At 71.0% G+C, this 25,952-nt stretch carries 24 protein-coding genes; 5 read left to right on the top strand and 19 right to left on the bottom strand.

Features of this window, described 5'->3' with window-relative positions:
- Positions 1-2: 2 nt before the first annotated feature.
- The 13 genes from gap to coaE form a co-directional block, all read right to left on the bottom strand.
- Positions 3-1,013, bottom strand: coding sequence for a type I glyceraldehyde-3-phosphate dehydrogenase (gene gap, locus ABMQ42_RS06880; RefSeq protein WP_349722136.1), 1,011 nt, complete (start codon positions 1,011-1,013; stop codon positions 3-5).
- A 101-nt stretch (positions 1,014-1,114) separates the two neighbouring features.
- The gene (locus tag ABMQ42_RS06885; protein ID WP_275279542.1) at positions 1,115-1,741 is read right to left on the bottom strand and encodes a superoxide dismutase; all 627 of its coding nucleotides are present in this window, start codon (positions 1,739-1,741) and stop codon (positions 1,115-1,117) included.
- A gap of 95 nt (positions 1,742-1,836) precedes the next feature.
- The gene (gene whiA, locus ABMQ42_RS06890; RefSeq protein ID WP_349722137.1) at positions 1,837-2,805 is read right to left on the bottom strand and encodes a DNA-binding protein WhiA; all 969 of its coding nucleotides are present in this window, start codon (positions 2,803-2,805) and stop codon (positions 1,837-1,839) included.
- A gap of 48 nt (positions 2,806-2,853) precedes the next feature.
- Positions 2,854-3,741, bottom strand: coding sequence for an RNase adapter RapZ (gene rapZ / locus ABMQ42_RS06895; RefSeq protein ID WP_349722138.1), 888 nt, complete (start codon positions 3,739-3,741; stop codon positions 2,854-2,856).
- 41 nt (positions 3,742-3,782) lie between these two features.
- Entirely contained in the window at positions 3,783-5,648 is a 1,866-nt protein-coding gene (gene uvrC / locus ABMQ42_RS06900) for an excinuclease ABC subunit UvrC (protein WP_349722139.1), read from the bottom strand.
- Between the two features lie 4 nt (positions 5,649-5,652).
- Complete coding sequence (gene uvrA, locus ABMQ42_RS06905) at positions 5,653-8,556, bottom strand: excinuclease ABC subunit UvrA (protein ID WP_349722140.1); 2,904 nt, start codon at positions 8,554-8,556, stop codon at positions 5,653-5,655.
- 52 nt (positions 8,557-8,608) lie between these two features.
- Positions 8,609-9,121: a hypothetical protein gene (locus ABMQ42_RS06910; protein WP_349722141.1), complete on the bottom strand. Its 513-nt coding sequence runs from the start codon at positions 9,119-9,121 to the stop codon at positions 8,609-8,611.
- Entirely contained in the window at positions 9,118-10,392 is a 1,275-nt protein-coding gene (locus ABMQ42_RS06915; RefSeq protein WP_349722142.1) for a DUF58 domain-containing protein, read from the bottom strand. The genes ABMQ42_RS06910 and ABMQ42_RS06915 overlap by 4 nt, the downstream gene beginning before the upstream one ends.
- The gene (locus ABMQ42_RS06920) at positions 10,392-11,372 is read right to left on the bottom strand and encodes an AAA family ATPase (RefSeq protein ID WP_349722708.1); all 981 of its coding nucleotides are present in this window, start codon (positions 11,370-11,372) and stop codon (positions 10,392-10,394) included. Before ABMQ42_RS06920 ends, ABMQ42_RS06915 begins: the two co-directional genes overlap by 1 nt.
- Positions 11,373-11,392: 20 nt before the next feature.
- Positions 11,393-11,881: a hypothetical protein gene (locus tag ABMQ42_RS06925; protein WP_349722143.1), complete on the bottom strand. Its 489-nt coding sequence runs from the start codon at positions 11,879-11,881 to the stop codon at positions 11,393-11,395.
- Entirely contained in the window at positions 11,878-12,600 is a 723-nt protein-coding gene (locus ABMQ42_RS06930) for a DUF4129 domain-containing protein (RefSeq protein WP_349722144.1), read from the bottom strand. Before ABMQ42_RS06930 ends, ABMQ42_RS06925 begins: the two co-directional genes overlap by 4 nt.
- A 31-nt stretch (positions 12,601-12,631) precedes the next feature.
- Positions 12,632-14,713, bottom strand: coding sequence for an excinuclease ABC subunit UvrB (gene uvrB / locus ABMQ42_RS06935; protein WP_349722145.1), 2,082 nt, complete (start codon positions 14,711-14,713; stop codon positions 12,632-12,634).
- Positions 14,713-15,327, bottom strand: a complete 615-nt coding sequence (coaE, locus tag ABMQ42_RS06940) for a dephospho-CoA kinase (protein WP_349722146.1) — start codon at positions 15,325-15,327, stop codon at positions 14,713-14,715. The genes uvrB and coaE overlap by 1 nt, the downstream gene beginning before the upstream one ends.
- 70 nt (positions 15,328-15,397) lie before the next feature.
- Between coaE and ABMQ42_RS06945 the strand changes: the two genes are divergently transcribed.
- Positions 15,398-16,117, top strand: a complete 720-nt coding sequence (locus tag ABMQ42_RS06945) for a response regulator transcription factor (RefSeq protein WP_349722147.1) — start codon at positions 15,398-15,400, stop codon at positions 16,115-16,117.
- On the opposite strand, the gene ABMQ42_RS06950 is transcribed toward ABMQ42_RS06945, so the two are convergent.
- From ABMQ42_RS06950 to rpsA, 3 genes are all read right to left on the bottom strand, one after another.
- Positions 16,058-17,260: a hypothetical protein gene (locus tag ABMQ42_RS06950; RefSeq protein WP_349722148.1), complete on the bottom strand. Its 1,203-nt coding sequence runs from the start codon at positions 17,258-17,260 to the stop codon at positions 16,058-16,060. The genes ABMQ42_RS06945 and ABMQ42_RS06950 overlap by 60 nt on opposite strands.
- Entirely contained in the window at positions 17,250-18,563 is a 1,314-nt protein-coding gene (locus ABMQ42_RS06955) for a sensor histidine kinase (RefSeq protein WP_349722150.1), read from the bottom strand. Before ABMQ42_RS06955 ends, ABMQ42_RS06950 begins: the two co-directional genes overlap by 11 nt.
- A gap of 95 nt (positions 18,564-18,658) precedes the next feature.
- The gene (rpsA, locus tag ABMQ42_RS06960) at positions 18,659-20,110 is read right to left on the bottom strand and encodes a 30S ribosomal protein S1 (RefSeq protein WP_349722151.1); all 1,452 of its coding nucleotides are present in this window, start codon (positions 20,108-20,110) and stop codon (positions 18,659-18,661) included.
- Positions 20,111-20,314: 204 nt separating this feature from the next.
- On the opposite strand from rpsA, the gene ABMQ42_RS06965 reads away from it, so the two are divergent.
- The gene (locus ABMQ42_RS06965; protein WP_349722152.1) at positions 20,315-20,812 is read left to right on the top strand and encodes an STM3941 family protein; all 498 of its coding nucleotides are present in this window, start codon (positions 20,315-20,317) and stop codon (positions 20,810-20,812) included.
- A gap of 7 nt (positions 20,813-20,819) precedes the next feature.
- On the opposite strand, the gene ABMQ42_RS06970 is transcribed toward ABMQ42_RS06965, so the two are convergent.
- Positions 20,820-21,863 carry an FUSC family protein gene (locus ABMQ42_RS06970; protein ID WP_349722153.1) on the bottom strand — a complete coding sequence of 348 codons (1,044 nt, stop codon included), beginning with the start codon at positions 21,861-21,863 and terminating at the stop codon, positions 20,820-20,822.
- Between the two features lie 63 nt (positions 21,864-21,926).
- On the opposite strand from ABMQ42_RS06970, the gene ABMQ42_RS06975 reads away from it, so the two are divergent.
- Positions 21,927-22,409 carry a MarR family winged helix-turn-helix transcriptional regulator gene (locus ABMQ42_RS06975; protein WP_349722155.1) on the top strand — a complete coding sequence of 161 codons (483 nt, stop codon included), beginning with the start codon at positions 21,927-21,929 and terminating at the stop codon, positions 22,407-22,409.
- On the opposite strand, the gene ABMQ42_RS06980 is transcribed toward ABMQ42_RS06975, so the two are convergent.
- Positions 22,410-22,772: a TraR/DksA family transcriptional regulator gene (locus tag ABMQ42_RS06980; RefSeq protein ID WP_349722157.1), complete on the bottom strand. Its 363-nt coding sequence runs from the start codon at positions 22,770-22,772 to the stop codon at positions 22,410-22,412. It lies immediately after the preceding gene.
- 54 nt (positions 22,773-22,826) lie between these two features.
- Here ABMQ42_RS06980 and ABMQ42_RS06985 point away from each other — a divergent pair, with 54 nt between their 5' ends.
- Together ABMQ42_RS06985 and ABMQ42_RS06990 are read left to right on the top strand one after the other, a co-directional pair.
- Complete coding sequence (locus ABMQ42_RS06985) at positions 22,827-23,879, top strand: FUSC family protein (protein ID WP_349722158.1); 1,053 nt, start codon at positions 22,827-22,829, stop codon at positions 23,877-23,879.
- Between the two features lie 4 nt (positions 23,880-23,883).
- Positions 23,884-24,795: a 5'-3' exonuclease gene (locus ABMQ42_RS06990; RefSeq protein WP_349722159.1), complete on the top strand. Its 912-nt coding sequence runs from the start codon at positions 23,884-23,886 to the stop codon at positions 24,793-24,795.
- Positions 24,796-24,799: 4 nt separating this feature from the next.
- Here ABMQ42_RS06990 and trpD read toward each other — a convergent pair whose 3' ends face one another.
- Positions 24,800-25,861 carry an anthranilate phosphoribosyltransferase gene (gene trpD / locus ABMQ42_RS06995; protein ID WP_349722160.1) on the bottom strand — a complete coding sequence of 354 codons (1,062 nt, stop codon included), beginning with the start codon at positions 25,859-25,861 and terminating at the stop codon, positions 24,800-24,802.
- Between the last annotated feature and the right edge of the window lie 91 nt (positions 25,862-25,952).

The raw sequence follows: 25,952 nt of genomic DNA on the forward strand, positions 1-25,952 counted from the left end.
GATCAGAGACGCTCGCCGACGTACTCGGTGAGGTCGACCAGGCGGTTCGAGTAGCCCCACTCGTTGTCGTACCAGCTCGAGACCTTGACCAGGTTGCCGCTGACGTTCGTCAGCTCCGCGTCGAAGATCGACGAGTGCGGGTCGAGCTGGATGTCGCTGGAGACGATCGGGTCCTCGGTGTACTTCAGGATGCCGTTGAGGCGTCCCTCGGAGGCCGCTGCCTTGTACGCGGCGTTGACCTCGTCGACGGTGAGGCCCTCACGCGTGGTGACGATGGTCAGGTCGACGATCGACCCGGTGGGGACCGGGACCCGGTACGACGAGCCGCTGAGCTTGCCCTTCAGCTCCGGCAGGACCAGGCCGATGGCCTTGGCCGCACCCGTCGAGGCCGGCACGATGTTGATCGCGGCGGCGCGGGCGCGGCGCAGGTCCTTGTGCGGGCCGTCCTGCAGGTTCTGGTCGGCCGTGTAGGCGTGCGCGGTCATCATGAAGCCGCGCTCGATGCCGAACGCATCCTCGAAGACCTTGGCCAGCGGGGCGAGGCAGTTGGTCGTGCACGACGCGTTCGAGATGATGTTCATGCTCGCGGCGTCGTAGGTGTCTTCGTTCACGCCCATGACGAACGTGCCGTCGACGTCGGTGCCCGGCGCCGAGATGATGACCTTCTTCGCGCCGCCCGCGATGTGCTTGCCGGCGTCCGCCGCGTTCGTGAAGCGGCCGGTGGACTCGATGACGATGTCGACGCCGAGCTCGCCCCAGGGGAGGTTCGCGGGGTCGCGCTCTTCGAAGACCTTGATGGCCTTGCCGCCGACCGTGATCGCGTCGGCGTCGTAGCTGACCTCCTGGCCGAGACGGCCACCGACCGAGTCGTACTTCAGCAGGTGCGCGAGGGTCTTGTTGTCGGTGAGGTCGTTGACGGCGACGATCTCGATGTCGGCGCCCTGCGCGAGTGCCGCGCGGAGGAAATTGCGTCCGATGCGGCCGAAGCCGTTGATTCCGATCTTGACGGTCACGGAATGTCTCCCAGGTGTGTCATGCGCAAATGCGCGATTTTCTTTCACGGGGTTGGGACAACGGCGTCCCGGCGGGCTTCCCACCGGGACGCCTGCGCTCGCTATGACAGTACCAGCAGGCCTGCCGTCTTCTCACGTGCTGCGTCGAAACGTGACTGCACGTTCTGCCAGTTCGCGATGTTCCAGACCGCCTTGATGTAGTCGGCCTTCACGTTCAGGTAGTCGAGGTAGAAGGCGTGCTCCCACATGTCCAGCTGGAACAGCGGAATCGTGCCCTGGGCGGTGTTGCCCTGCTGGTCGAACAGCTGCTGGATGATCAGCTGCTCGCCGATCGGGTCCCAGCTCAGGACCGCCCAGCCGGAGCCCTGGATGCCCGCGGCCGCGGCCGCGAAGTGCGCCTGGAACTTGTCGAATCCGCCGAAGAACTCGTCGATGGCCGCCGACAGCTCGCCCTCGGGCTGCCCGCCGCCGTTCGGCGAGAGGTTCGTCCAGAAGATCGAGTGGTTGACGTGACCGCCGAGGTTGAACGCGAGGTCCTTCTCCAGCTTGTTGACGGCGCCCAGGTCACCCGACTCGCGCGCCTCGGCGAGCTTCTCGAGCGCGGTGTTCGCGCCCGCGACGTAGGCGGCGTGGTGCTTGTCGTGGTGCAGCTGCATGATCTTGCCGCTGATGTGCGGCTCGAGTGCGGCGTAGTCGTAGGGGAGGTCGGGCAAGGTGTACTTCGCCATGTTCTCTTCTTCCTGTCGGAGCCGCGCCCATGACGGAGACCAGGTCGCCTCGCGCGGACGCGGCGGGGATGACCTTCCTCATCCTAGTGACGCGGTCAGTCGACGGCGCCGGCGGGAACGGCGGACTCCGTTCCGGGGATGCCGTCGGTCTGCGCCTTCTTGTCGGCCATCGCCAGCAGACGGCGGATGCGCCCCGCCACGGCATCCTTCGTCAGCGGAGGATCGGCGTGGTGGCCCAGCTCGTCCAGACTCGCGTCGCGGTGGTCCAGACGCAGCCGGCCGGCCTCACGCAGGTGCTCGGGCACCTCATCGCCGAGGATCTCCAGCGCGCGCTCGACGCGCGCGCACGCCGCCACCGCGGCCTGTGCGGAGCGCCGCAGGTTCGCGTCGTCGAAGTTGACGAGACGGTTCACCCCCGCGCGCACCTCCCGGCGCTGCCGCATCTGCTCCCACGCCGCCGCCGCCTGCACCGCGCCCATCGCGCCGAGGGCGCCGCGGATCGCCTCCCCGTCGCGCACGACCACGCGGGGAACCCCGCGCACCTCGCGGGCCTTCGCCGCCACGCCGAAGCGGTGGGCCGCCCCCACGAGCGCCATCGCCGTCTCGGACGACGGGCAGGTGATCTCCAGCGCGGCCGACCGGCCGGGGTCGCTGAGCGATCCGGCGGCCAGGAACGCACCGCGCCACACGGCGGCCAGGTCGCCGCGCGAGCCGGTGGTGAGCTTGTTGGGCAGACCGCGCACGGGGCGACGGCGTTGATCGAGCAGGCCGGTCTGGCGGGCCAGGGTCTCCCCCGCCTCCACGACGCGCACGACGAAGCGAGGGCCCGCGGACCCCTGCATCTGCGCGAGCTCGGGGCGGACGCCGTACAGCTCGACGATCTCGCGGGCGGTGCGGCGCGCGAGGAGGTCGGAGTCGACCTCGGCCTCGACGGCCACCCGGCCGGCGATCGAGTGCAGTCCGCCCGACAGGCGCAGGAGCGCCGTGAGCTCCGCGACCCGGGCTGTCGGGCGCGGGTCCCGCACGGTGACGAGCTCGGCTTTCACGTCTGCGGTCAGCGGCACGGGACTCCTCGGGTGTGAGCGGATCGGAACGACGTTCCAGCCTACCCGCTACTCGCGACCGAGATCCCGGTGCGAGGCGCGCACCGCCACGCCGGGCACGTCCTGCAGTCTCCGTGCGAGCTCGGCGGCCATCGCCACCGAGCGGTGCTTGCCGCCGGTGCAGCCCACGGCCAGCACGCTGTGGCGCTTGTTCTCGCGCTGATACCCCTCGAGCACGTCGGTGACCGCGCGCGTGTAGGTGGTCAGGAAGTCCTCGGCCCCGGGCTGGCCCAGCACATAGTCGCGCACCGCGTCGTCCTCGCCGGTCAGCGCGCGCAGCTCGTCCTGCCAGTACGGGTTCGGCAGGAAGCGCATGTCGGCCACCATGTCGGCGTCGGCGGGCAGGCCGTACTTGAACCCGAAGCTGAGCACCGTCAGCGTGTGACGGGCGCTCCCCTGCTCGCTGAACAGATCGACCACGTGGGTGGCCAGCTGATGGACGTTGAAGTCGCTCGTGTCGATGACGACGTCGGCGCTCTCGCGCATGGTCGCCAGGCGCTCGCGCTCGCGACGGATGCCGTCGACGATCGTCCCGTCGCCCTGCAGCGGGTGCGGGCGACGCACGGCCTCGTAGCGGCGCACGAGCACGTCGTCCGAGGCGTCTAGGTAGACGACCCGCAGCTGCTCGCGGGCATCGCGCAGAGCCCGGGTCACCTCCGGCAGCTCGGTGAACAGCATCCCGCCGCGCACGTCGACGACGGCGGCCACCCGCGGCAGGGCGCCGGCCGCGAGTCCCGAGACGTCCAGAAGCGGCTTGAGCATCTGCGGGGGCAGATTGTCGACGACGTACCACCCCATGTCTTCCAGCGCGTTGGCGACCGTCGACCGCCCGGCCCCCGACATCCCCGTCACGATGAGGATCTCGCCCGCCCCCTGCTCCGCAGCCGTGTCGGCCATCGTTCCCCCGTTCCCCTGCGCTCCCAGCCTAGCGAGCGCCGTCACTTCTCGGACAGGCGCCGGTGCACCGCCGCGGCCGTGGCGGGGCCGACCCCGGGCACCTCGGCGATCTCCTCCGGCGTCGCGCCCCGCAGGGCCGTCACCGACCCGAAGGTGCGCAGCAGCGTCTTGATGCGCGCGGGGCCGAGCCCGGGCACCTCGGCGAGCACGGTGGTGATGTCGCGCTTGCGGCGCCGGCGCTGATGCGTGATGGCGAAGCGGTGCGCCTCATCGCGCAGGCGCTGCAGCAGATACAGCGCCTCCGAGGTGCGCGGGAGGATCACGGGGTACTCCTGATCGGGCACCCACACCTCTTCGAGGCGCTTCGCGATGCCGCACAGCGCGATCTCGGGATGGCCCGCCTCCTCGAGCGCGCGCGCCGCCGCGGCGACCTGCGGCGGACCGCCGTCGACCATGAGCAGCTGCGGCGGGTAGGAGAACCGCCTCTTCTTGCCGTCGGTCTCGGGCTCCTGCTCGTCGGGGTCGTCGAGCCGCGCCAGCCGGCGCATCAGCACCTGGTGCATCGAATCGGTGTCGTCGGTGGTCTCGGCGATCGAGAAGGAGCGGTACTGGTCCTTGCGCGGCAGGCCGTCCTCGAACACCACCATCGACCCGACGACGTTGGTGCCCGACAGGTGGGAGATGTCGTAGCACTCGATGCGCAGCGGCGCCTCGGCGAGCCCCAGGGCCTCCTGCAGGTCGGTGAGCGCCTGGGTGCGCGCGACGTAGTCGCTCGTGCGCCGCGTGCGGTGCAGCAGGAGCGCCTGCTGCGCATTGCGGGTCGCCGTCTTCATGAGCTCGGCCTTGCGTCCGCGCTGCGCGACCGAGATCGTCACCCTCTTGCCGCGCCGCTCGCGCAGCCACGACTCCAGCTCGGCGGTGCTGTCGGGGAGCTGCGACACGAGGATCTGACGGGGGATGTCGGTGGATGCCGCGGCCCCGTACACCCGCTGCAGCACCTGGTCGATCAGCTCGGGGCCGGAGATGTCGAGCTCCTTCTCGATCGTCGACGCCCGCACGCCGCGCACCCGCCCGCCGCGCACGACGAAGTGCTGCACGACGGCGGCCAGCTCGTCTTCGGCGATGCCGAACAGGTCGGCGTCCATGTCGGCGGCGAGCACGAGCGCGCTCTTGGAGAGCACCGCATCGATCGACTGCAGCTTGTCGCGGTACTCGGCGGCCGCCTCGTAGTCCATGGCGGCCGCGGCCTCCTGCATGCGACGGGTCAGATCACGGCGGAAGCGCTCGTCGCCGCCGGAGAGGAACGCCACGAAGTCGTCGACGACGGCACGATGCTCTTCGACCGTGACCTTCATCGAACAGGGCCCGCCGCAGCGGCCGATCTGGCCGGGGAAGCACGGGCGGCCGGTCGCCATCGCCTTCTTGTAGGACGAGTCGCTGCACGTGCGGATCGGGAAGACCTTGATCATCTCGTCGATCGTGTCGTGCACGGCCCACACCTTCGGGTAGGGCCCGAAGTACTTCGCGCCCTTGATGTTGTGGTTGCGCGTGACGATCACGCGGGGCGCCTCATCGGCCAGGGTCACGGCGAGGTAGGGGTAGGACTTATCGTCCTTGTAACGCACGTTGAAGGGAGGCTTGAACTCCTGGATCCACATGTACTCGAGCTGCAGCGCCTCGACGTCGCTGCCGACGACGGTCCACTCCACCGACGCGGCCGTGGTCACCATGCGGCGCGTGCGCTCGTGGAGCGTGCGCAGCGGAGCGAAGTAGTTCGACAGCCGGGAGCGCAGGTTCTTTGCCTTGCCGACGTAGAGGATGCGCCCATCGCGGTCGCGGAAGCGGTACACGCCCGGCTCTGTGGGGATCTCCCCCTGCTTCGGCTTGTACGGAAGCTGGTCGGCCATCGGGTCAGCCCGCCTTGCGCTGCTGTGCGTCCGCCCCGTCCAGGATCTCGGCCAGGAACGCGCCGGTGTGCGAGCCGTCGACGCGCGCGACCTGCTCCGGCGTCCCCGTGGCCACCACCGTGCCGCCCCCGGATCCGCCCTCGGGACCGAGGTCGATGATCCAGTCGGCCGACTTCACGACGTCGAGGTTGTGCTCGATGACGATGACGGTGTTGCCCTTGTCGACCAGTCCGTTCAGCACCTCGAGCAGCCGGCGCACGTCCTCGAAGTGCAGGCCCGTCGTGGGCTCGTCGAGCACGTACACCGAGCGGCCGTTCGACCGCCGCTGCAGCTCGGTCGCGAGCTTCACGCGCTGCGCCTCGCCGCCCGAGAGCGTCGTGGCCGACTGGCCGAGCCGCACATAGCCCAGCCCCACGTCGACGAGCGTCTGCAGGTAGCGGTGGATGGCCTGGATCGGCTCGAAGAACACCGCTGCCTCGCTGATCGGCATCTCGAGCACCTCGGCGATGTTCTTGCCCTTGTAGTGCACCGCGAGCGTGTCGCGGTTGTACCGCTTGCCGTGACAGACCTCGCAGTCGACGTACACGTCGGGCAGGAAGTTCATCTCGATCTTGATCGTGCCGTCGCCCGAGCACGCCTCGCAGCGGCCTCCCTTGACGTTGAAGCTGAAGCGCCCCGGGCGGTAGCCGCGGACCTTGGCCTCGGGCGTCTCGCTGAACAGGGTGCGGATGCGGTCGAACACGCCGGTGTAGGTGGCGGGGTTCGAGCGCGGCGTCCGGCCGATCGGCGCCTGGTCGACGTGCACGACCTTGTCGAGGTGGTCGATGCCGGTCACCCGGGTGTGCTTGCCCGGGACGGTGCGCGCACCGTTCAGGCGCGAGGCGAGCACCTGGTAGAGGATGTCGTTGACCAGCGACGACTTGCCCGACCCGCTGACGCCCGTGACGGCGGTGAACACGCCGAGCGGGAAGTCGACGCTCACGTTCTGCAGGTTGTTCTCGCGCGCGCCCACGACGGAGAGCTGCCGCTTCTTGTCGATGCGCCGCCGCTTGCGCGGCAGCGGGATCTCGCGACGCCCGGCGAGGTAGTCACCGGTCAGCGACGCGCGCTCCTCCAGGAGCGACGCCAGCGGGCCGGAGTGCACGACCGCGCCGCCGTCGACGCCGGCGCGCGGACCGATGTCGACGATCCAGTCGGCGGCGTGGATGGTCTCCTCGTCGTGCTCGACCACGATCAGCGTGTTGCCGAGGTCGCGCAGGGTCTCGAGCGTCTCGATGAGGCGCCGGTTGTCGCGCTGGTGCAGGCCGATCGACGGCTCGTCGAGCACGTAGAGCACCCCGGTCAGTCCCGACCCGATCTGGGTCGCGAGACGGATGCGCTGGGCCTCACCACCCGACAGCGAACCCGCCGAGCGGCCGAGGTTCAGGTAGTTCAGCCCCACCTGGACGAGGAAGTCGAGCCGCAGCCGGATCTCGCGCAACACCTGGGCGGCGATCTTCGCCTCGCGGTCGGTGAGCTTCAGCGTCGAGAAGTAGTCCTGCGCCTCGGCCAGGCTCAGCCGGGACGCATCGGCGATCGAACGACCGTGCACGGTGACCGCCAGCACCTCGGGCTTGAGCCGATCGCCGTCGCACGCTGCGCAGGGCACTTCGCGCAGGTACTCGGCCCAACGCTGCCGTGCCGAGTCGGACTCGGCCTGCATGTACTGCCGCTCGATGTAGGGGACGACGCCCTCGAAGCCCGAGGTGTACCGCATCTCGCGGCCGTAGCGGTTCTTCCATTTGACGGTGACCTTGAAGTTGTCGCCGTGCAGCACCGCGTCCTTCACGTCCTGCGGCAGCATGCGCCACGGCGTGTCGAGCGAGAAGCCGAGGTCATCGGCCAGGCCCGCCAGCAGCCGCTCGTAGTACTGGAACAGCCCCTTGCCCTGCGTGGTCCACGGGATGATGACGCCCTCGGCGATGGAGAGGTCCTCGTCGCCGAGCATGAGGTCGACGTCGACCGACATGCGGGTGCCCAGGCCCGAGCACGTCGGGCAGGCGCCGAACGGCGCGTTGAACGAGAACGTCCGCGGCTCGATCTCGGTGAGCTGCAGCGGGTGGCCGTTGGGGCACGCGAGCTTCTCGGAGAAGCTCTGCCAGGCGGCATCCCCCTCCTCGTCGACGAAGTTGACCTGCATGATGCCGTCGGCCAGCCCCAGCGCGGTCTCGACCGAGTCGGTGATGCGATCGAGGATCTCGCCCCCGGCCACGAGCCGGTCGACGACCACGGCGATGTCGTGCTTGTAGCTCTTCTTCAGCGCGGGCGGCTCGGCCAGCTGCACGAGGTCGCCGTCGACGACGGCGCGGGCATAGCCCTTCGCCGAGAGCTCTTTGAAGAGGTCGACGAACTCCCCCTTCTTCTGCGTGACGACCGGTGCGACGATCTGGTAGCGGGTGCGCTCGGGCAGCTCGACGAGCCGGTCGGCGATCTGCTGCACGGTCTGCCGCTGGATGACCTCACCGCACTCCGGGCAGTGCGGCACCCCGATGCGCGCCCACAGCAGGCGCATGTAGTCGTGGATCTCGGTGATCGTGCCGACCGTGGACCGCGGGTTGCGGTTCGTGGACTTCTGGTCGATCGAGACGGCCGGGCTCAGCCCCTCGATGAAATCGACGTCGGGGCGGTCGACCTGACCGAGGAACTGCCGCGCGTAGGCACTCAGCGACTCGACATAGCGGCGCTGCCCCTCGGCGAAGATCGTGTCGAATGCGAGGCTCGACTTGCCCGACCCGGAGAGGCCGGTGAACACGACGAGCGAGTCGCGGGGAATGTCCAGATCGACGTTGCGCAGATTGTGGACGCGCGCGCCGCGGACACTGAGCTTTCCGGAAGGATGGCCGGAGCTGGAGACGGGGACGATGGGCACCGCTCAAGTCTAGGTGTGGCCTCCGACACTGAGCCGGGAACCGCGTTCGCCCTCAGCGGCGCGCGGCCAGCGCCCGCACGAGCACCACCATCGCCACGATGCCCACCGCGGTCGCGACCGCGACGGCCCCCGCCGGCAGCAGTCCGTGCAGCGGCAGGCCGCGGGCCAGCAGCGCGAGCACGAGCAGCACCTGGGCCGGCACCTGCAGCGTCAGCCAGCGCCGCGCAGGCGAGACCAGAGCGCGCACCTGCAGACGGCCGGTCCACGGCAGGGCGAGCTGCAGCCCGCCGATCACATGCAGAAGATGCACGACCACGACGAAGAGGCTTGCCCGGGCATCGAGCGGCTGCCCGAGCTGGGCGAGCGCGAGCACCGCGATCGCCGCCCAGGTCGTGAAGGTGGCCGGCACCACCGCGCCGATCGCCGCGAGGACGACGACGAGGATCGCGTACGGCACAGGGATGAGGAAGAAGGATGCCGCGGACACGACCACGCCGGCCGCGCGCAGCGTCCACAGCGGCACGGTGCGCCCGACGGCGATCCGCACGTCCCGGTCGCGGGTCATCCGCGCCTCCGCTGCCGGGTCATCGCGCGCAGCGCCGCCGCGCGGGCGCCGGGCTCGGCATCCCACACCAGCACGTCCGCGCCCATCGCCCGCACGTCCGCGAGGCGGTCGGCGCGTGCTCCGAGCACGATCCGGGACGCGGCCGTCTCCTCGCGCCGCAACCGCTCGGTGCGCAGCTGGGGCAGCACGTCGACGGCGATCACGCGGTGTCCGCCCGCACGCCACAGCCCCGCCAGCCGCACCGGCTCGTCGTCGAGGAACGTCGACAGCAGGACGACGAGGGAGTTCGCCGGCACGAGCGGGGTCCGGCTGCGCACCATCCGCTGCTGCGCCGTCACGACGGCGATCGCCGAGCGGAGCCGCTCCCTGTGCCGCGCGCCGGAACCGCGCGGGACGGCGCTCGAGAGCCGCGAGAGCACCTGGAACGACACCTGGTCGGCACGGTCGAGGTAGGCGGTCGCCAGGCTCCACGCCGCCTCTCGCGCGACGTCCATGGAGGTCGGCAGACCGGCACCCGGGTCTCCGCGCACCCAGTCGCCCAGCACGCCGGTAAGGTCGTCGCCGTCGTCGAGCACCAGCGCGACGTCGATGTCACTGGTGGCCAGGGTGCGCCGCACGTAGAGGTCGCCGGGCCGTCGTCCGAGGCGCGCCGTCGCCTTCCAGTCGATGCGCTGCAGTCGGTCGCCGGGCGCGAACGGATGGATGTCGCGGAACTCACCGCCGTCGCCGGGCCGGGGCGCATCGTGCGCGCCGGTCAGCCCCGAGGGCACGCGTGGCAGCGGCAGGTCGCGCAGCGCGCGGGCGTGCGGATCGATGCGTGCCCGCACGGTCTGGCCGGGTCCGAGGCCGAGCGTCCACGCACCGTCGCGGCCGACGGCGAGCGCGTCGACCGTCAGCAGGTCCTGGTCGCCCGAGTGCACGGTGCGCACTCGCACCGGCACCTCGGCGATCGGCCCCGCCACCACGGTGCGCCGGGTGCGCCGCCCCGGAGCCGTCGTCGTGAGCACGAGCGCCTCCGCCTCGGGCACGGTCATGTCGATGCGCGAGGGAACCTCGACCGTCCTCCCATCGCCGTCGCGCCGCACCGGATCGCGCTCGACGCGCAGCCGGGCGCCCACACCGCGGCGCGCGGACATGGCCGACGCCGCCACGACGACGAGGAGCGCACCGGCCACCGCCAGGTCGACGCGGCCGAAACCGAGCGCCGCCGCCAGCAGGATGACCCCGGTGCCGATGCCGACCGCCGTCGCCGGTGACGGGATGCCGCGCATCAGGATGCGCGGCCCGCCCGGGCCACCGCAGGCGGGCCGGGCACGGCGGCGACGACGGCCTCGACGACGCGCGCGGGATCGGTGCCGTTCGCCCATGCCGCGGGCGTCAGGGTGAGCCGGTGCGCAAGCACCGGGACGGCCACGCGCTTCACGTCGTCGGGCGTGATGTAGTCGCGGCCGTCGATCACCGCGACGGCCCGCGCGACGAGCATGAGGGCCTGCGAGCCGCGCGGCGAGGCGCCCACTTCGACGGAGAGGTCGCTGCGCGTGGCCGCGGCGAGGTCGACGCAGTAGCGGATCACATCGGGGTCGACGTGCACGGCCTCGACGCCGGCCTGCATCGCGCGCAGCTCGTCGGCGTCGACGACCTGCGCCACGGTGGCCACCTCGGTGCGTCGCGTCACGCGGTTCTGCAGGATCTGCGCCTCCCCCGCGTGGTCGGGGTAGCCGACGCTCAGTCGCACGAGGAAGCGGTCGAGCTGCGCCTCGGGGAGCGCGTAGGTGCCCTCGTACTCGATGGGATTCGCCGTCGCGATGAGGTGGAACGGACGCGGCAGCGGGAAGCTGTTCCCCTCGACCGTGACCTGGCCCTCGGCCATCGCCTCGAGCAGCGCCGACTGCGTCTTCGGCGCGGTGCGGTTCAGCTCGTCGGCCAGCAGCAGCCCGGTGAAGACGGGCCCGGGGCGGAACTCGAACGTCCCCGCGTCGGGCGCGTACACGTACGAGCCGGTGATGTCGCTGGGCAGGAGGTCGGGTGTGCACTGCAGGCGACGGAAGCCGAGTCCGGACGCCTGGGCGAGCGAACGCGCGGCCAGGGTCTTGCCGAGTCCCGGCACATCCTCGAAGAGCACGTGGCCGCCCGCCAGGATCGCGGCCAGGGCCAGTCGCAGGGGCTCCGCCTGTCCGATGACGACGGTGCCGACGGCATCGAGGATGCGGCGCGCGATCTCTCCGGCATGCTCCGGCGTGTAGGGCTCGATCTCTTCGTCGATGGGGGATGTCACGAGAGTTGGTCTCCTGTCTTGTCGAAGGATTCGAGCACATCCAGACAGTGCTCGACGTCGCTGAGCCGCGTCGACGCGGCGCCCGAGAGCACCGCCCACGCACGCTCGCCCATCGCGCTGCGGATGGCGGGGGCTGCTGCGGGGTCGTCCAGGTTCCAGCCGTGCCGCGCCAGACGGCGGCGCGCGAACGCCCGCACCCGCTTGATGCCGGCGTCGCCGACCTCGCCGTGCCTCGGCCGCAGCGCCCAGGCCGTCTGGACGACGTCCGACCGGGTCCCGGGTCGCGGCTCGGTGCGCACCACCGGGTAGAGGGGCGGTGCCGAGCCCGTGTGCACGGACCATGCGACGACCGCCGCGATGACCAGTACGCCCGCCGCGATCGCGAACGGCAGGGTCAGTCCGAAGAACCAGAGCGCGAAGGCGACCGCCGCGGCGGCGACGAGCGCGCCGGCAGTCGGGCGGATCACCTCGCGCGCGGACGTCATCGGACAGCTTCCCGGGTCTCGTGCCAGGACGCCTGGAGGCGCAGGAGGCAATCACGTGCCGCGGCGACGGATGCCGCGTCCGCCGTGCGTCCGCCGAAGCGCACGTCCTGATACAGGCGCAGGAGCGCCTGCGCGGCCGCGTTGTCGGTGTCGAAGCGCTGCACGATCCGTGCGGTGTACTCGGCCGGGGTCTCCGCCGGCTCGCGGCCGGCTCCCGCGTCGGCCGCGGTCTCCTCCAGGCCCAGCCATGCCTGAACGACGGCGTCCGACGGCTCACGCTGCTCGTCGAGGATCTGCAGGGCACGCGCGATGCCGCGTCGCATGGCCGGCGCCGGCACCGCGCCGCCGGAGGCCGACACGACTCCCCCACCGACGTCGCCGCTCACGGCGCGTCGGCGCAGCAGGCGCCGCCGTTGGCGGATGCGGCGCACGATGAAGACGACGATCGCGGCGACCAGCGCCGCGACGGCGACGACGGCGAGCACCGCCAGGACGACCCCGACGATGCGCAGGAAGAGCGGGTCGGCCTCCGCCGTCTGCGGCAGCCTGCTGCCGGGCGAGGCGCCCGGCAGCTGGATCGGCGTCGGGGTCACCGCGGGAGGACTCCAGCGCGGCCCCTCGACCTGCACCGGGCCCGCGGTCAGAACCCCCAGGACGATCAGCACGCCCACGCCGACGACCGATCCGATCAGAAGACCGCGGCCGTTCGGGGTGCTCACACGATCACGCTACCGGATGCCGCACACCCGCTCAGGCGTGGCCGGCCCGCTCCATCGCCCGCAGCTGCTTCTTGAGGTCCTGCACCTCGTCGCGCAGCCGCGCCGCCAGCTCGAACTTCAGCTCGCCGGCGGCGGCCAGCATCTGCGTGGTGAGGTCGCCGATCGTGTCCTCGAGCTGCTGCGCGCCCTCGGCCGCCAGGCCCTCGCGCCGCAGCTGGGGCGTCGGGCTCTTGCCCTTGCCGCTCTTGGACTTCGCGGCATCCCGCTTCGACATCATGGCCGCGGTGTCGGCGCCCTCGCGGGCGAGCACCTCGGTGATGTCGGCGATGCGCTTGCGCAGCGGCTGAGGGTCGATGCCGTGCTCGGTGTTGTAGGCGATCTGCTTCTCGCGGCGGCGCTCGGTCTCTTCGATCGCGGTGCGCATCGAATCGGTCATGTTGTCGGCGTACATGTGCACCTGCCCCGACACGTTGCGCGCGGCGCGCCCGATGGTCTGGATGAGCGAGGTCCCGGAGCGCAGGAAGCCCTCCTTGTCGGCATCCAGGATCGCCACGAGGGAGACCTCGGGAAGGTCGAGTCCCTCGCGCAGGAGGTTGATGCCCACGAGCACGTCGTACACGCCGGCGCGCAGCTCGGTCAGCAGCTCGACGCGCCGCAGCGTGTCGACGTCCGAGTGCAGATAGCGGACCCGCACGCCGTGCTCGCCGAGGAAGTCCGTCAGCTCTTCGGCCATCTTCTTCGTCAGCGTCGTCACGAGCACACGCTCGTCGCGCTGCGCGCGCTGCCGGATCTCTTCGAGCAGGTCGTCGATCTGCCCCTTCGAGGGCTTCACGACGATCTCGGGGTCGACCAGTCCCGTCGGGCGGATGATCTGCTCGACGATGCCGTCGGCGATGCCCATCTCGTACCGGCCCGGCGTCGCCGACAGGTACACCGTCTGCCCGATGCGCTCCTTGAACTCGTCCCAGCGCAGCGGCCTGTTGTCCATGGCCGACGGCAGCCGGAAGCCGTGCTCGACGAGGGTGCGCTTGCGCGAGGCATCCCCCTCGTACATCGCCCCGATCTGCGGGACGGTCACGTGCGACTCGTCGATGACGAGCAGGAAGTCGTCGGGGAAGAAGTCGAGCAGCGTGTGCGGCGGCTCGCCCGGCTCGCGCCCGTCGAGATGACGCGAGTAGTTCTCGATGCCCGAGCAGAAGCCGAGCTGCTGCAGCATCTCGAGGTCGAACGTGGTGCGCATGCGCAGACGCTGGGCCTCGAGCAGCTTTCCCTGCCGCTCGAACTCGGCGAGCCGCCCGGCCAGCTCCTCCTCGATCGTGCCGATCGCGCGGTGGATCACGTCGGTGCCGGCGACATAGTGCGAGGCGGGGAAGATCGGCACCGAGTCGAGTGTGCGGATGACCTCGCCGGTCAGCGGATGCAGCAGGTAGAGCGCCTCGATCTCATCGCCGAACAGTTCGATGCGGATCGCATACTCCTCGTACACCGGGATGATCTCGATCGTGTCGCCGCGCACGCGGAAGTTGCCGCGCGAGAAGTCGATGTCATTGCGGTTGTACTGCATCGCGATGAACTGGCGGATCAGCGCGTCGCGGTCATACCGCTCGCCGACCTGCAGCGCCACCATCGCGCGCAGGTACTCCTCCGGGGCACCCAGTCCGTAGATGCACGACACCGTCGAGACCACCACGACGTCACGTCGGCTCAGCAGGGAGTTCGTCGTCGAGTGGCGCAGCCGCTCGACCTCGGCGTTGACCGACGAGTCCTTCTCGATGAAGGTGTCGGTCTGCGGGACGTACGCCTCGGGCTGGTAGTAGTCGTAGTAGCTGACGAAGTACTCCACGGCGTTGTGCGGCATCAGGTCGCGGAACTCGTTGGCCAGCTGGGCGGCGAGGGTCTTGTTGTGCGCGAGCACGAGGGTCGGCCGCTGCACCTTCTCGATGAGCCAGGCCGTCGTGGCCGACTTGCCCGTGCCGGTGGCGCCCAGCAGCACGACGTCGGTCTCGCCCGCGTTGATGCGCGCGGCGAGCTGTTCGATCGCCTGAGGCTGATCGCCACTGGGCGCGTATTCGCTGACGACCTCGAACGGCCGCACGGAACGAGTGGTCTGCATCACTCCAGGCTACGTCGGGGTTCCGACAGTCGGTCCCAGAGCGCGTCGGTCTGTGCGAGGGTGTGCTCGAGCGTGCCCGCGGTGTCGATGACGACGTCGGCCAGCGCCAGCCGCTCGTCGTCGCCGGCCTGCGACGCGATGCGGGCCCGCGCGTCGGTCGCCGTCATCCCCCGCAGCTCGATCATGCGCGCCTCGCGCACGTCCGCCGGCGCGTGGGCGACGACGACGAGATCCCAGGGATCGTCGGCGCGCGCCTCGGCCAGCAGCGGCACGTCGTACACGACGACGGCGTCGGGGTCGGCGGCGAACGCCTCCGCGAAGCGCCGCTTCGACTGCTCGCCCACCGCCGGGTGGACGATCGCGTTCAGCCGGGCGACCCGATCCGGGTGGCCGAAGACGTGCCCGCCGAGGGCGGCACGGTCGAGCGAGCCGTCGGGTCGCAGCATCCCTTCACCGAAGGCCTCCGCGAGGGCGACGAGCACGGGCGATCCGGGCTGCTGCACCTCGCGCACGATGGCGTCGGCGTCGACGATGACCGCGCCGTGCTCGGCGAGGCGACCGGCGACGGTGGACTTGCCCGAGGCGATCCCCCCGGTCAACGCGATGAGAGGCATGCCCACAAGGATGCCACGCGCACCGCCCCGCGCCCGCCTCGGCGATATCCTGACTGCCGGGGAGGACACCGTGTCTCAGCTGCGCTGCGCCGTCGTGATCGAGGACGAGCACGACATCCGGCACCTGCTGGAGACCGTGCTCGCCCAGGCGGGATTCCAGGTGCGCACCGCCGCCGACGGGGCGACCGGCCTCGCCCTCGTGCGCGACCACGACCCCCTCGTGACGACGCTCGACCTGAACATGCCGGGCATGGACGGCTTCGAGGCGGCACGGCGCATCCGCGCCGCTAGCTCCACGTACCTCGTCATCCTCACGGCGCGCACCGAAGAGGCCGACGCCCTGCAGGGACTCGAGGCCGGCGCCGACGATTACATCGCCAAGCCGTTCCGCCCCCGCGAGCTGCGGGCCCGCATCGATGCGATGCTCCGCCGGCCGCGCGCGCACGTGCTCGCGCCGCCCGCGGCCGCCGAGCCGTCGTGGCTCGAGCATCGTGGGCTGCGGCTGCACCGGCAGATGCACCTCGTCGAGGCCGACGGCACGCAGCTCGAGCTCACCCGGAGCGAGTTCGACATCCTGGCCGAGCTGCTGGCTTCGCGCCGGCTCGTGCGCAGCAAGACCGAGCTCGCGCTGGCGCTGCGCGGAGTGGACCAAGGGTATGTCAGCGACGCCGACACCCGGGCGATCGAGGTGCACATGGCGAATCTGCGCCGCAAGCTCGGTGAGTCGCCCTCACGGCCGCGCTGGATCGAGACCGTCCGCGGGGCCGGCTACCGCCTCACCGCCGAGTGACGTCGCCCGCGCGCGGGCGACGAGGGCCGTGGCATCCCACCCCTGCTCGTCGGTGAGCGCCACGCCCACGCCCACCGTCGGCAGCACCGCACCGGGGACCGTCCGCAGATCCTCGAACGCGCCCTGTGAGATCCGCTCGGCGGCACGCCTCGCATCGGCCGCCGACACCACCACCGTCGACACGAGCAGTGCCGACGGGCCGTCCTCGCCGACCCGTGCCGCCGCCGGCACATGGTGCCGGACGCTCTCCCGCCATGCCCGCGCGATGTCCGAGGCCGCCTCCGTGCCGAACGCGGTGGCGATCCGCTGCAGATCGTCCACACGGACCGCGAACACCGCCACGAGCTCGTTGTGCCAGCTCGCGCGTGTGAGCAGCCCCTGCAGGGCGATCCAGAACTGCTCGGCGACGAGCACCCCGCTGTCGGCGCCGGTCGCCCGCGCCATCTCCGCCGCCGTCCGCGCCCGCGGACCGGTGAGCATGCGCAGGCCGCGGATCGGCACCCGGCCGGCACGGAGGACGGATGCCGTCACCAGCGCGACGATCGTGAGGGTCACCGTCACGAAGCTCGCCGGGATCGTCGACAGCCACGTCACGAAGAAGGCACTGTCGGGGCCGGCGGCGACGAAGACGACCAGACGCACCAGGCAGAAGGCGCTGTGCAGGGCGAGCACGACCGCGAGCGTCCAGGCGACCCGGGTCGCACGCAGAGCGCCGCGCAGGCACTCGACGCAGCCGAGCACACCGAAGACGGCGAGAAGCGCGTAGGTCTCACCCGCGCCGGCCCAGTCGCCGCCGTGCGGCCCCGCCACGAGCACCACGACCGCGACCAGCGCGGCGCCCGCCGTGACCGCCGCGCTCGCAACGCCCATCCGCCGTTCGTTGTAGCGGCGGCATCCCAGCCACATCATCGAGATCGTCGAGACGAACGCGGCATTGCCGATCGCCACCGCCCACCAGGCCGAGCGATCCTGCGCCCAGACGAGGAAGGCCAGCAGCGCGAGCGGACCCGCCAGGAACGCTCCGGCCCAGATCCGGCCCACGGCGTCGTCGCGGCGCACGACGGTGTCGGTGATGAACACGGCTCCGCTGATCGAGACGGTCAGCGCTGTCATCGCCAGGACCGAGGTCAGATCAAGCTCCATCGGCGTCCTCCTTCGGCGTCGAGGCGGCACCGGGCAGCCGCACCGTGAAGGTCGTCCCCCGTCCGGGAGCACTGTCGACGAGGATGTCGCCGCCGTGCGCGCGGACGATGTCGCGGCTGATGGCGAGCCCCAGCCCGGTGCCGGCCACCATGCTCTCGCGCGCGGCACGGCCGCGGTAGAAGCGCTGGAACAGCTGGGGCAGGTCTTCTGCCGGGATGCCGGGACCGTCGTCACGCACGACGATCTCGACGTCCGCGTCGGCCGTGCGGGTGGTCAGGGCCAGCGTGCCCCCGTCGCTGTTGTAGATGATCGCATTCGCGATGAGGTTGTCGAGCACCTGGCGCAGGCGGGGCGCATCGATGTGGGCGCTCAGCGGGCGCACGGCGTGGGTGTCGATGGAGATACGGCGCTCCGCGGCCCGCGGAGTCAGCGACTCGGACGAGCGGAGGATGATGTCCGCCACGTCCGCGTCGGCCCGCTGCAACTCGACCCGCGTGTGCGCGTCATGCGTGCGCTGCGATGCCGCGAGGATGTCGCGGGTGATCCCCAGCAGGCGCTCCGCGTTGCGTCCGGCGACCTCGACATTGCGTCGCGCCCGCGCCGGAACGCTCGGATCCTCCAGGACCAGGTCGAGATAGCCCATGATCGAGGTCAGCGGGGTGCGCAGCTCGTGCGACACCGAGGCGACGAGCTCGTCACGCGCCTCCAGGGTCGCGAGGAGCTCACGCTCCTGGCGCTGAGTGCGCTCGAGCGCACGACCCAGTGCCCGCGCCTGTGCATCGAGCAGCGTCCGCTGTGCTGCGGCACGACGGGCGTTCACGAACGTCACGACGCTCACCGCGAGGATCGTCATCGGCAGCAGCAGGGTCGGCATGCCGATCACGTGGTCGGGATCGTGCGCGAGCGCGACGCCGAAAAGCGCCATGCTGGCCGCCATGCCGCCGACGATGCCGACGAGTCCGAAGTCTGCGGCGAGCCACATCGCCGGGAAGACCCACAGCAGTCCGATGCCGGTCGATCCCTCCGCGAAGCGCATCATGCCGACCGCGAGGATGTCGCCCGCGGGGATGACCAGCAGCCACTCCCGGTGCAGGCGATGCCACGGCACCAGAAGCACCGCCCCGGTCAGCAGGAACACCAGCGCGGCCCCGGCGAACAGCAGGGCCAGATCGCCGGCGAACCCCGGTGCGAACGCCAGGAACGTCGCCACCGCGACGACACCCGCCAGCATCAGCTGGTTCAGCAGCGCGGCGCGATCGCGCGTGCGGTCGGCCATGGGCGGCCCGGGCGCCGGCTCGTGCATACTGCGACGGTAGCGCGTGCCGGGGCCGTTTCCCCACAAGACGGCGGAAGGGCCGGAGCCCGAGGCTCCGACCCTTCCGTGCGATGCAGACCGAATCAGCGGCCCGACAGCTTCTCCCGCAGAGCGGCGAGCGCCTCATCGTCGGCGAGGGTGCCGACCGGGCTGGACTCGCTGGAGAACGACGACGACGGCTCGTTGCCGCCGAAGCCGGCGGCCTCGGCCTCGGCCGCCTTCGCGACCTGGGCCTTGTGGGCCTCCCAGCGCGCCTGGGCGGCAGCGTATTCCTGCTCCCACTTCTCGCGCTGCTCGTCGAAGCCTTCCTTCCACTGGTTGGTCTCCGAGTCGAAGCCCTCGGGGAACTTGTACTCCCCGTTCTCGTCGTACTCGGTGGCCATGCCGTAGAGGGCCGGGTCGAACTCGGTGCCGAACGGGTCGACGGCGTCGTTGGCCTGCTTGAGCGACAGCGAGATGCGGCGGCGCTCCAGGTCGATGTCGATGACCTTGACGAAGACCTCTTCGCCCACCGAGACGACCTGCTCAGCCAGCTCGACGTGCTTGCCCGACAGCTCCGAGATGTGCACGAGGCCCTCGATGCCGTCCGCCACGCGCACGAATGCGCCGAACGGAACGAGCTTGGTGACCTTGCCCGGTGCGATCTGGCCGATCGCGTGCGTACGGGCGAAGACCTGCCACGGGTCCTCCTGCGTCGCCTTCAGCGACAGCGAGACGCGCTCGCGGTCCAGGTCCACCTCGAGAACCTCGACGGTGACCTCCTGGCCGACCTCGACGACCTCGCTGGCGTGCTCGATGTGCTTCCAGCTGAGCTCGGAGACGTGCACGAGGCCGTCCACGCCGCCCAGGTCGACGAACGCACCGAAGTTGACGATCGACGAGACCGTGCCCTTGCGGATCTGACCCTTGTGCAGGTTGTTGAGGAAGTTCGTGCGCGACTCGGACTGCGTCTGCTCGAGCAGGGCGCGGCGCGAGAGCACCACGTTGTTGCGGTTCTTGTCGAGCTCGAGGATCTTCGCCTCGAGCTCCTGGCCCAGGTACGGGGTCAGGTCGCGGACGCGACGCAGCTCGATGAGCGACGCCGGCAGGAAGCCGCGCAGCCCGATGTCGACGATGAGACCACCCTTGACGACCTCGATGACCTGACCGGTCACGACACCGTCGTTCTCCTTGATCTTCTCGACGTCGCCCCAGGCGCGCTCGTACTGTGCGCGCTTCTTGGACAGGATGAGGCGGCCTTCCTTGTCCTCCTTCTGGAGGACCAGCGCCTCGACTTCATCGCCGACCTTGACGACCTCGTTGGGGTCGACGTCGTGCTTGATGGAAAGTTCGCGCGAGGGGATGACGCCCTCGGTCTTGTACCCGACGTCGAGGAGCACCTCGTCGCGGTCGATCTTCACGACGGTGCCTTCGATGAGGTCTCCGTCGTTGAAGAACTTCAGGGTCTTCTCGACCGCGGCCATGAAGTCCTCAGCAGAGCCGATGTCGTTGATGGCGACCTGCGTGGTGGCCGGGGCGGTCGTTGCGGTAGTCATGTAGTGGGTTGTCCTTGTTGGTTTCAGAGATCGGGCCCCGGCGCACGTGTTCCCCGTTCTGAGGAACAGAATGGATGCCGGAGCGAAGCGGATTGTGTTGCGGTTGTCGCTCGCGCATGCCGAACGGCCACACGATTGACACTCCAGGTTATCAGAACACCCCTGGTGCCCGCGATGTTCCCGCGGGCCGTCTACCGTTGAGTCGTGGCCGATTCCCCCGATGTCCTGACGTTCGTCTCCCCGCGGCGCAACCTGATCTTCCTGCTGGTGATCTGCGTGCTGTTCACTGCCATGGGCGTGGTCGTCCTGGTGCTCGCGCCGACCAAGACCCTGAACCTCATCGTCGGCGTCGCGGCCATCGGGTTCTTCGGCGCCGGCGGCGGATACTCACTGGTCCGGCAGTGGCGGCGCTCCACCGTGCTGGTCGCCGACGACGAGGGCATCCGCATCACCGACGCGGGCCGGATCCCCTGGGCCGACGTCGATCGGATCGGCGTCACGAGCGATGGCCTGGGCATCCGCCTGCGCCGCTACGACACCTTCCTGTCCACCTGCCCCGCGGGAACCGAGCACACCGCGACGTCCCTGCGCGCAGCCCGTACGCGCAACTCCGGCTATGACCTCGTGTTCGCCGCACGGCTGCTCGGCCGGCCCGCCGGCGAGGCCGCACGCGATCTGCAGCGCCGCCGGCCGGCCGCCTGAGGCGCACTCAGCCGAGCACGGCGCGGGGGTCGCGCCCGCGTGCGACGAGCGCCCGCGCACCGAGCACCAGCATCCCGATCCCGATGCCCACGACCGTCGCCGCGAACCGGTCGAGCAGAAGCCTCGCCGGGTCGCCCGGATGCGCCGCGTTGCTGATCAGCAGCGCCAGCGGCGTGATGAACAGCATCGCGAACCCGTAGTTGCGGGGCACGAAAAGCTCGGTGCCGAGCTGCAGCACGAGCGCGACGACGACGACCGCCCATCCCGGCATCGCCACCATGAGCAGCGGCGCGGCCAGCAGGACGCCGGCGGCGGTCCCGACGACACGGTGCGTGCCCTTGGCGATCCACGGGCCGCGCAGCGACACCGACGCCGGCACGACCGCCGACAGCACCGCCCAGTACACGTGCTCGAGCCCGAGCGCGAGCGCGACGGCTGCGGCGAGGGTGGATGCCGCGACGACGTCGACGAGCATGCCGTCGCCCGCGGCATCCCGCAGGCGACCGCGGACGGCACGGTCGCCGGACCCGGCGGAGCGCCGCACGCGCCCCGTCGCCACGGCCCCGGCCGCGCCCACGAGCACCGCGAACGCCGCCGTCGCGACCGTCACTCCGACGGCCAGTGCAGCCTGGGCCGCTCCGAGCGCCGGCGCTCCGGCGAATGCCCCGGACGCGAAGATGAAGAAGAGGGGTCCCGCCGGCTTCCACCGCACGACATTGCCCAGCACGCACGCCACGATGCCCACGGCGACGACCACGACGGTGCCGGACCACGGCCGCCAGGGCAGGTGCGCGGCGGCGAGTCCGATGAGGACGGAAGCCGTGAGCCCGGCTCCCATCAGCGCCTGCAGTCGTGCGCGGGCGCCCGGCCCCAGCTCGCGGCCGAACACGGCCGCGAAGGCGCCGAACGCCGCGGCACCCAGCAGATCGAGCCGATCGATGGCGAGCAGCACGAGCATCGGGACGCCGATGCTGACCATGCAGCGGACGGCGACGCGCCACGCTCCCCCGTCGGGTCCGAAATGGAACAGCTGCGCACCGAACGCCCTCATCGATCTCCTGTCTTTTCTTTCACCAGTGAACTATTATAGTTCACGCGTGAAAGGATTGACGCCATGGACGATGCCGTCGACCGCATCCGGGCCGAGTGGGCCGAGATGCGCCCCGAACTCGACACCGCGCCGGTCGCGGTCATCGGGCGCATCCTGCTGGCGGCCAAGACGCTGCAGGAGAGAGCCGATCGGAACCTGGCCGACGCCGGTGTGAGCCGCGCGGAGTTCGATCTGCTCAGTCAGCTGCGCCGCAGCCCCGAGCCGCTGCGTCCGGGCGATCTGACCCGCGGTGTCGTGGGGTCGCCTGCGGCGACCACGAAACGCCTCCACCGCCTGGGCGAGGCCGGCTTCGTCGTGCGCTCCGCCGATCCGGACGACGGGCGCGCGGTGCGCGTGTCGCTGACCGACGAGGGACGCGCACTCATCGACCGCGTGCTGCCGACGCAACTGGCCGAAGAGGCCGGGCTGCTGACGGCGCTCGCGCCGGAGCGGCAGGGCGAGCTGGCCGACCTGCTGCGGACGCTGCTGGTCTCCTGGGGCGTGTGATCAGACCCCGGCGCGCTCGGCGCACGCCACGCACAGCATCGCCATCGGGCGCACGCGCAGCCGGCCGACCGGGATGGGCTTGCCGCAGCCCTGGCAGACGCCGTAGGTCCCGGCATCCCACCTCCCCTGCGCGGCCGTGACCGCGTCGCGCTCCCGCTCCTGCTCGGCGCGCAGCCCCACGATGCGCGACCACTCCGCCGACAGGGTCACCCCCTCCGGGTCATGCTCGTCGTCGGCGGTGTCCTGCCCGCGCGCGGCCGCCAGGGCGTCCAGATCCGCATCGAGCGCCGCGATCGTCTGCGCGATCTCGTCGGCACGCGCTGCGAGCCGGGCGCGGAACTCTTCGCGGTGGGCCTCGTCCATGATTCCCCGAGCTTAGGACCCACGTGCGCCGATCGGGGGCAATAGCGTGGTGACATGCGCATCACCCAGCCGTTCCGAGCGACCCGTCGTGCGCCGCTGCTGCAGGTGCTCAAGTCGGCGGTCGCGACGATCATCGCCTGGCTGCTGTGCGCCTGGCTGATCCCCGGACCGCTCCCGGTCTTCGCCGCGATCGCCGCGCTGCTGGTCGTGCAGCCGAGCCTGAACCAGTCGTTTTCGAAGGCCGTGGAGCGCACCGTGGGCGTCATCATCGGCGTCGCCGTGGCGGGCGTGCTCGGACTCGTGCTGGGCAACGGCACCTGGATCGTCATCGCCGCGATCCTGATCGCGCTCGTCCTCGCCTGGGCACTGCGGATGACCGCGGGCACGGCGAACCAGGTCGCCATCAGCGCGATGCTCGTGCTGGCCCTGGGCACCGGCACCCGCGGCTACGCGGTCGACCGCATCGTCGAGACCATGATCGGCGCCGTCATCGGCTTCATCGTGAACGTCGTCATCGTCCCGCCACTCGCCGTCGCGCCCGCCCACCGCAGCGTGGATCTGCTCGGCACGGAACTCGCCGACACGCTCGACCGCCTGGCCGACGCCCTGCAGCGCCCGCAGACGTCCGCCTCCCTGACCGAGCTGCTGGTGACCGCGCGGCTGCTGCGGCCCATGCGCGACAGCGCGGACGGTGCGATCCGCACGGCCACGGAGTCGCTCACCCTCAATCCGCGCGCCGCGCGGCACCGGGTGGAGCTGGCCGAGCTGCAGGGGCTCGTCGACCGCTTCTCGACGGTCGTCACCCAGACGATCGGCATGACCCGCACGTTCTGCGACCGCTACGACGCCGACCTCGAGCGCGAGCCGACCGTCAGCGCGATCGCCGACCAGCTCCACCGCGCCGCACACGATGTGCGTCTGCTCGTGCAGCGGCTCGAGGACGAGACCGGCCTCGCGCCCGCCGAAGAGGACGAGCCCGCGCTCACGCGACCGCTGTCGGTGGCGGCGCCCCGCTCCGGGCACTGGGTGCTCGTCGGGTCGCTGCTCGTGGACCTGCACCGCATCCATGACACGTTGACGGAGGACGCCCCGCCCGTGTCACACTGACACGATGGCCGCTCCCCTGATGCTGCTCGACTCCGCCTCGCTCTACTTCCGCGGATTCTACGGAGCCCCGGCATCCATCACCGCTCCCGACGGCACGCCCGTCAACGCCGTCCGCGGATTCCTCGACATCATCGCCAAGCTCGTCACGACCTACCGGCCCGGCCCGGTGGTCGCCTGCTGGGACGACGCATGGCGCCCTCGGTGGCGCGTCGACCTCATCGAGTCGTACAAGGCGCACCGGGTCGCTCGCACGCTGGCGGACGGCACATGGGCCGAAGACGTCCCGCCCGAACTCACCGTGCAGGTGCCGATCATCCGCGAGGTGCTGGAGGCGATCGGGATGCCGCCGGTCGGCGCCGTCGACAGCGAAGCCGACGACGTGATCGGCACGCTGGCCGCACGGGCGACCGGACCCGTCGACGTGGTCACCGGCGACCGCGATCTCTTCCAGGTCGTCGACGACGCCCGTGGCGTGCGCGTCGTCTACACCGCGCGCGGGATGAGCAGGCTCGAGGTCGTCACCGACGAGGTCGTGCAGTCGAAGTACGGTGTGCACGCCGCGCAGTACGTGGACTTCGCGGTGCTGCGGGGCGACCCTTCGGACGGCCTGCCCGGCGTGGCGGGGATCGGCGAGAAGACGGCGGCGGGGCTGCTGTCCGCCCACGGCGACCTCGCCGGCATCCGCGCGGCGGCCGACGCCGGGCAGGGGCTCACACCGCGAGCCCGCGCGAGCGTGGTCGCCGCGGCCGACTACCTCGATGTGGCGCCCGCCGTGGTGCGCGTGGCCGACGACGCCGATGTGCCGCCGGCGCCGACAGAGCCGCCGACGCCGGATGCCGACGCCGCCGCAGCGCTCGCTGCGCGGTGGGGCCTGGGCTCGTCGATGGATCGCGTCCTGGCCGCCCTGGCCGGCTAGCCGATCAGCCGGCGAGCTCGTGCGTCGTGCGGATCCACTCGTCGAGCTTGGCCGCCGCGGCGCCGCTGTCGACGACCGCAGCGCCGTCGTGCAGCGCCTCGGTGAGACGCTCCAGGATCGGCCGCTGCACCTGCGTCGGGTCGCGGAACAGGCGGTACGAGACCAGGCCCGCCGCCGCGTTCAGCAGGACGACGTCGCGCACCGGACCTTCCTCGCCGCCGAGCGTGCGACGGACGACCTCGGCATTGTGCGCCGGATCGCCGCCGATGAGGTCCTCGAGTCGCGCGAGCGGCAGGCCGAGGTCGGGCGGGTAGATGTCGTGCTCGTGGATGTCGCCGAGGCTGACCTCCCACACGCGGGTGTGGCCGGTCGTCGTCATCTCGTCGAGGCCGTCGTCGCCGCGGAAGACGAGCGCCGTCGCGCCACGGGTGCGGAACACGCCCGTGATCAGCGGCACACGGTCGAGCTGGGCGACGCCGACGGCATTGGCCTCGGCGCGGGCCGGGTTGCACAGCGGACCGAGGAAGTTGAACACCGTGGGGATGCCGAGCTCGGCACGCGTCGGACCCGCGTGACGGAAGCCCGGGTGGAACGCCGACGCGAAGGCGAAGGTGATGCCGGTGCGCGCGAGCACCTCGGCCACGGTCTCGGGCGAGAGGGTGAGGTCCAGACCGAGCGCAGCGAGCACGTCGCTCGACCCCGACGAAGAGCTCGCCGCCTTGTTGCCGTGCTTGACGACGGGCACGCCGGATGCCGCGGCCACCACGGCAGACATGGTGGAGATGTTCACGGTGCCCACGCGGTCGCCGCCCGTGCCCACGATGTCGAGCACGTCGGCGCTGACCGGCAGCGGCAGCGCCGCTTCGAGGATGGCGTCGCGGAAGCCGACGACCTCGTCGACGGTCTCCCCCTTCCGCCGCAGAGCGACGAGGAAGCCCGCCAGCTGCGACGGCGTCGCCTCGCCCGCCATGACCTCGCGCATCGCCCACGTCGCCTCCGAGACGCTCAGATCGCGCCCTTCCAGAAGTGCGGTGAGGACATCGGGCCACGACGTGAGATCTGCCATGACTGAAGATCCTACTGGGCGAGACCGCTCCGACCCCTTCGCATGACGACGACCGCCCTTCAGACGGACTGACGCATTCACCGGGGATTCT

It is taken from the genome of Microbacterium sp. KR10-403 (assembly GCF_040196215.1).
Lineage (GTDB): Bacteria > Actinomycetota > Actinomycetes > Actinomycetales > Microbacteriaceae > Microbacterium.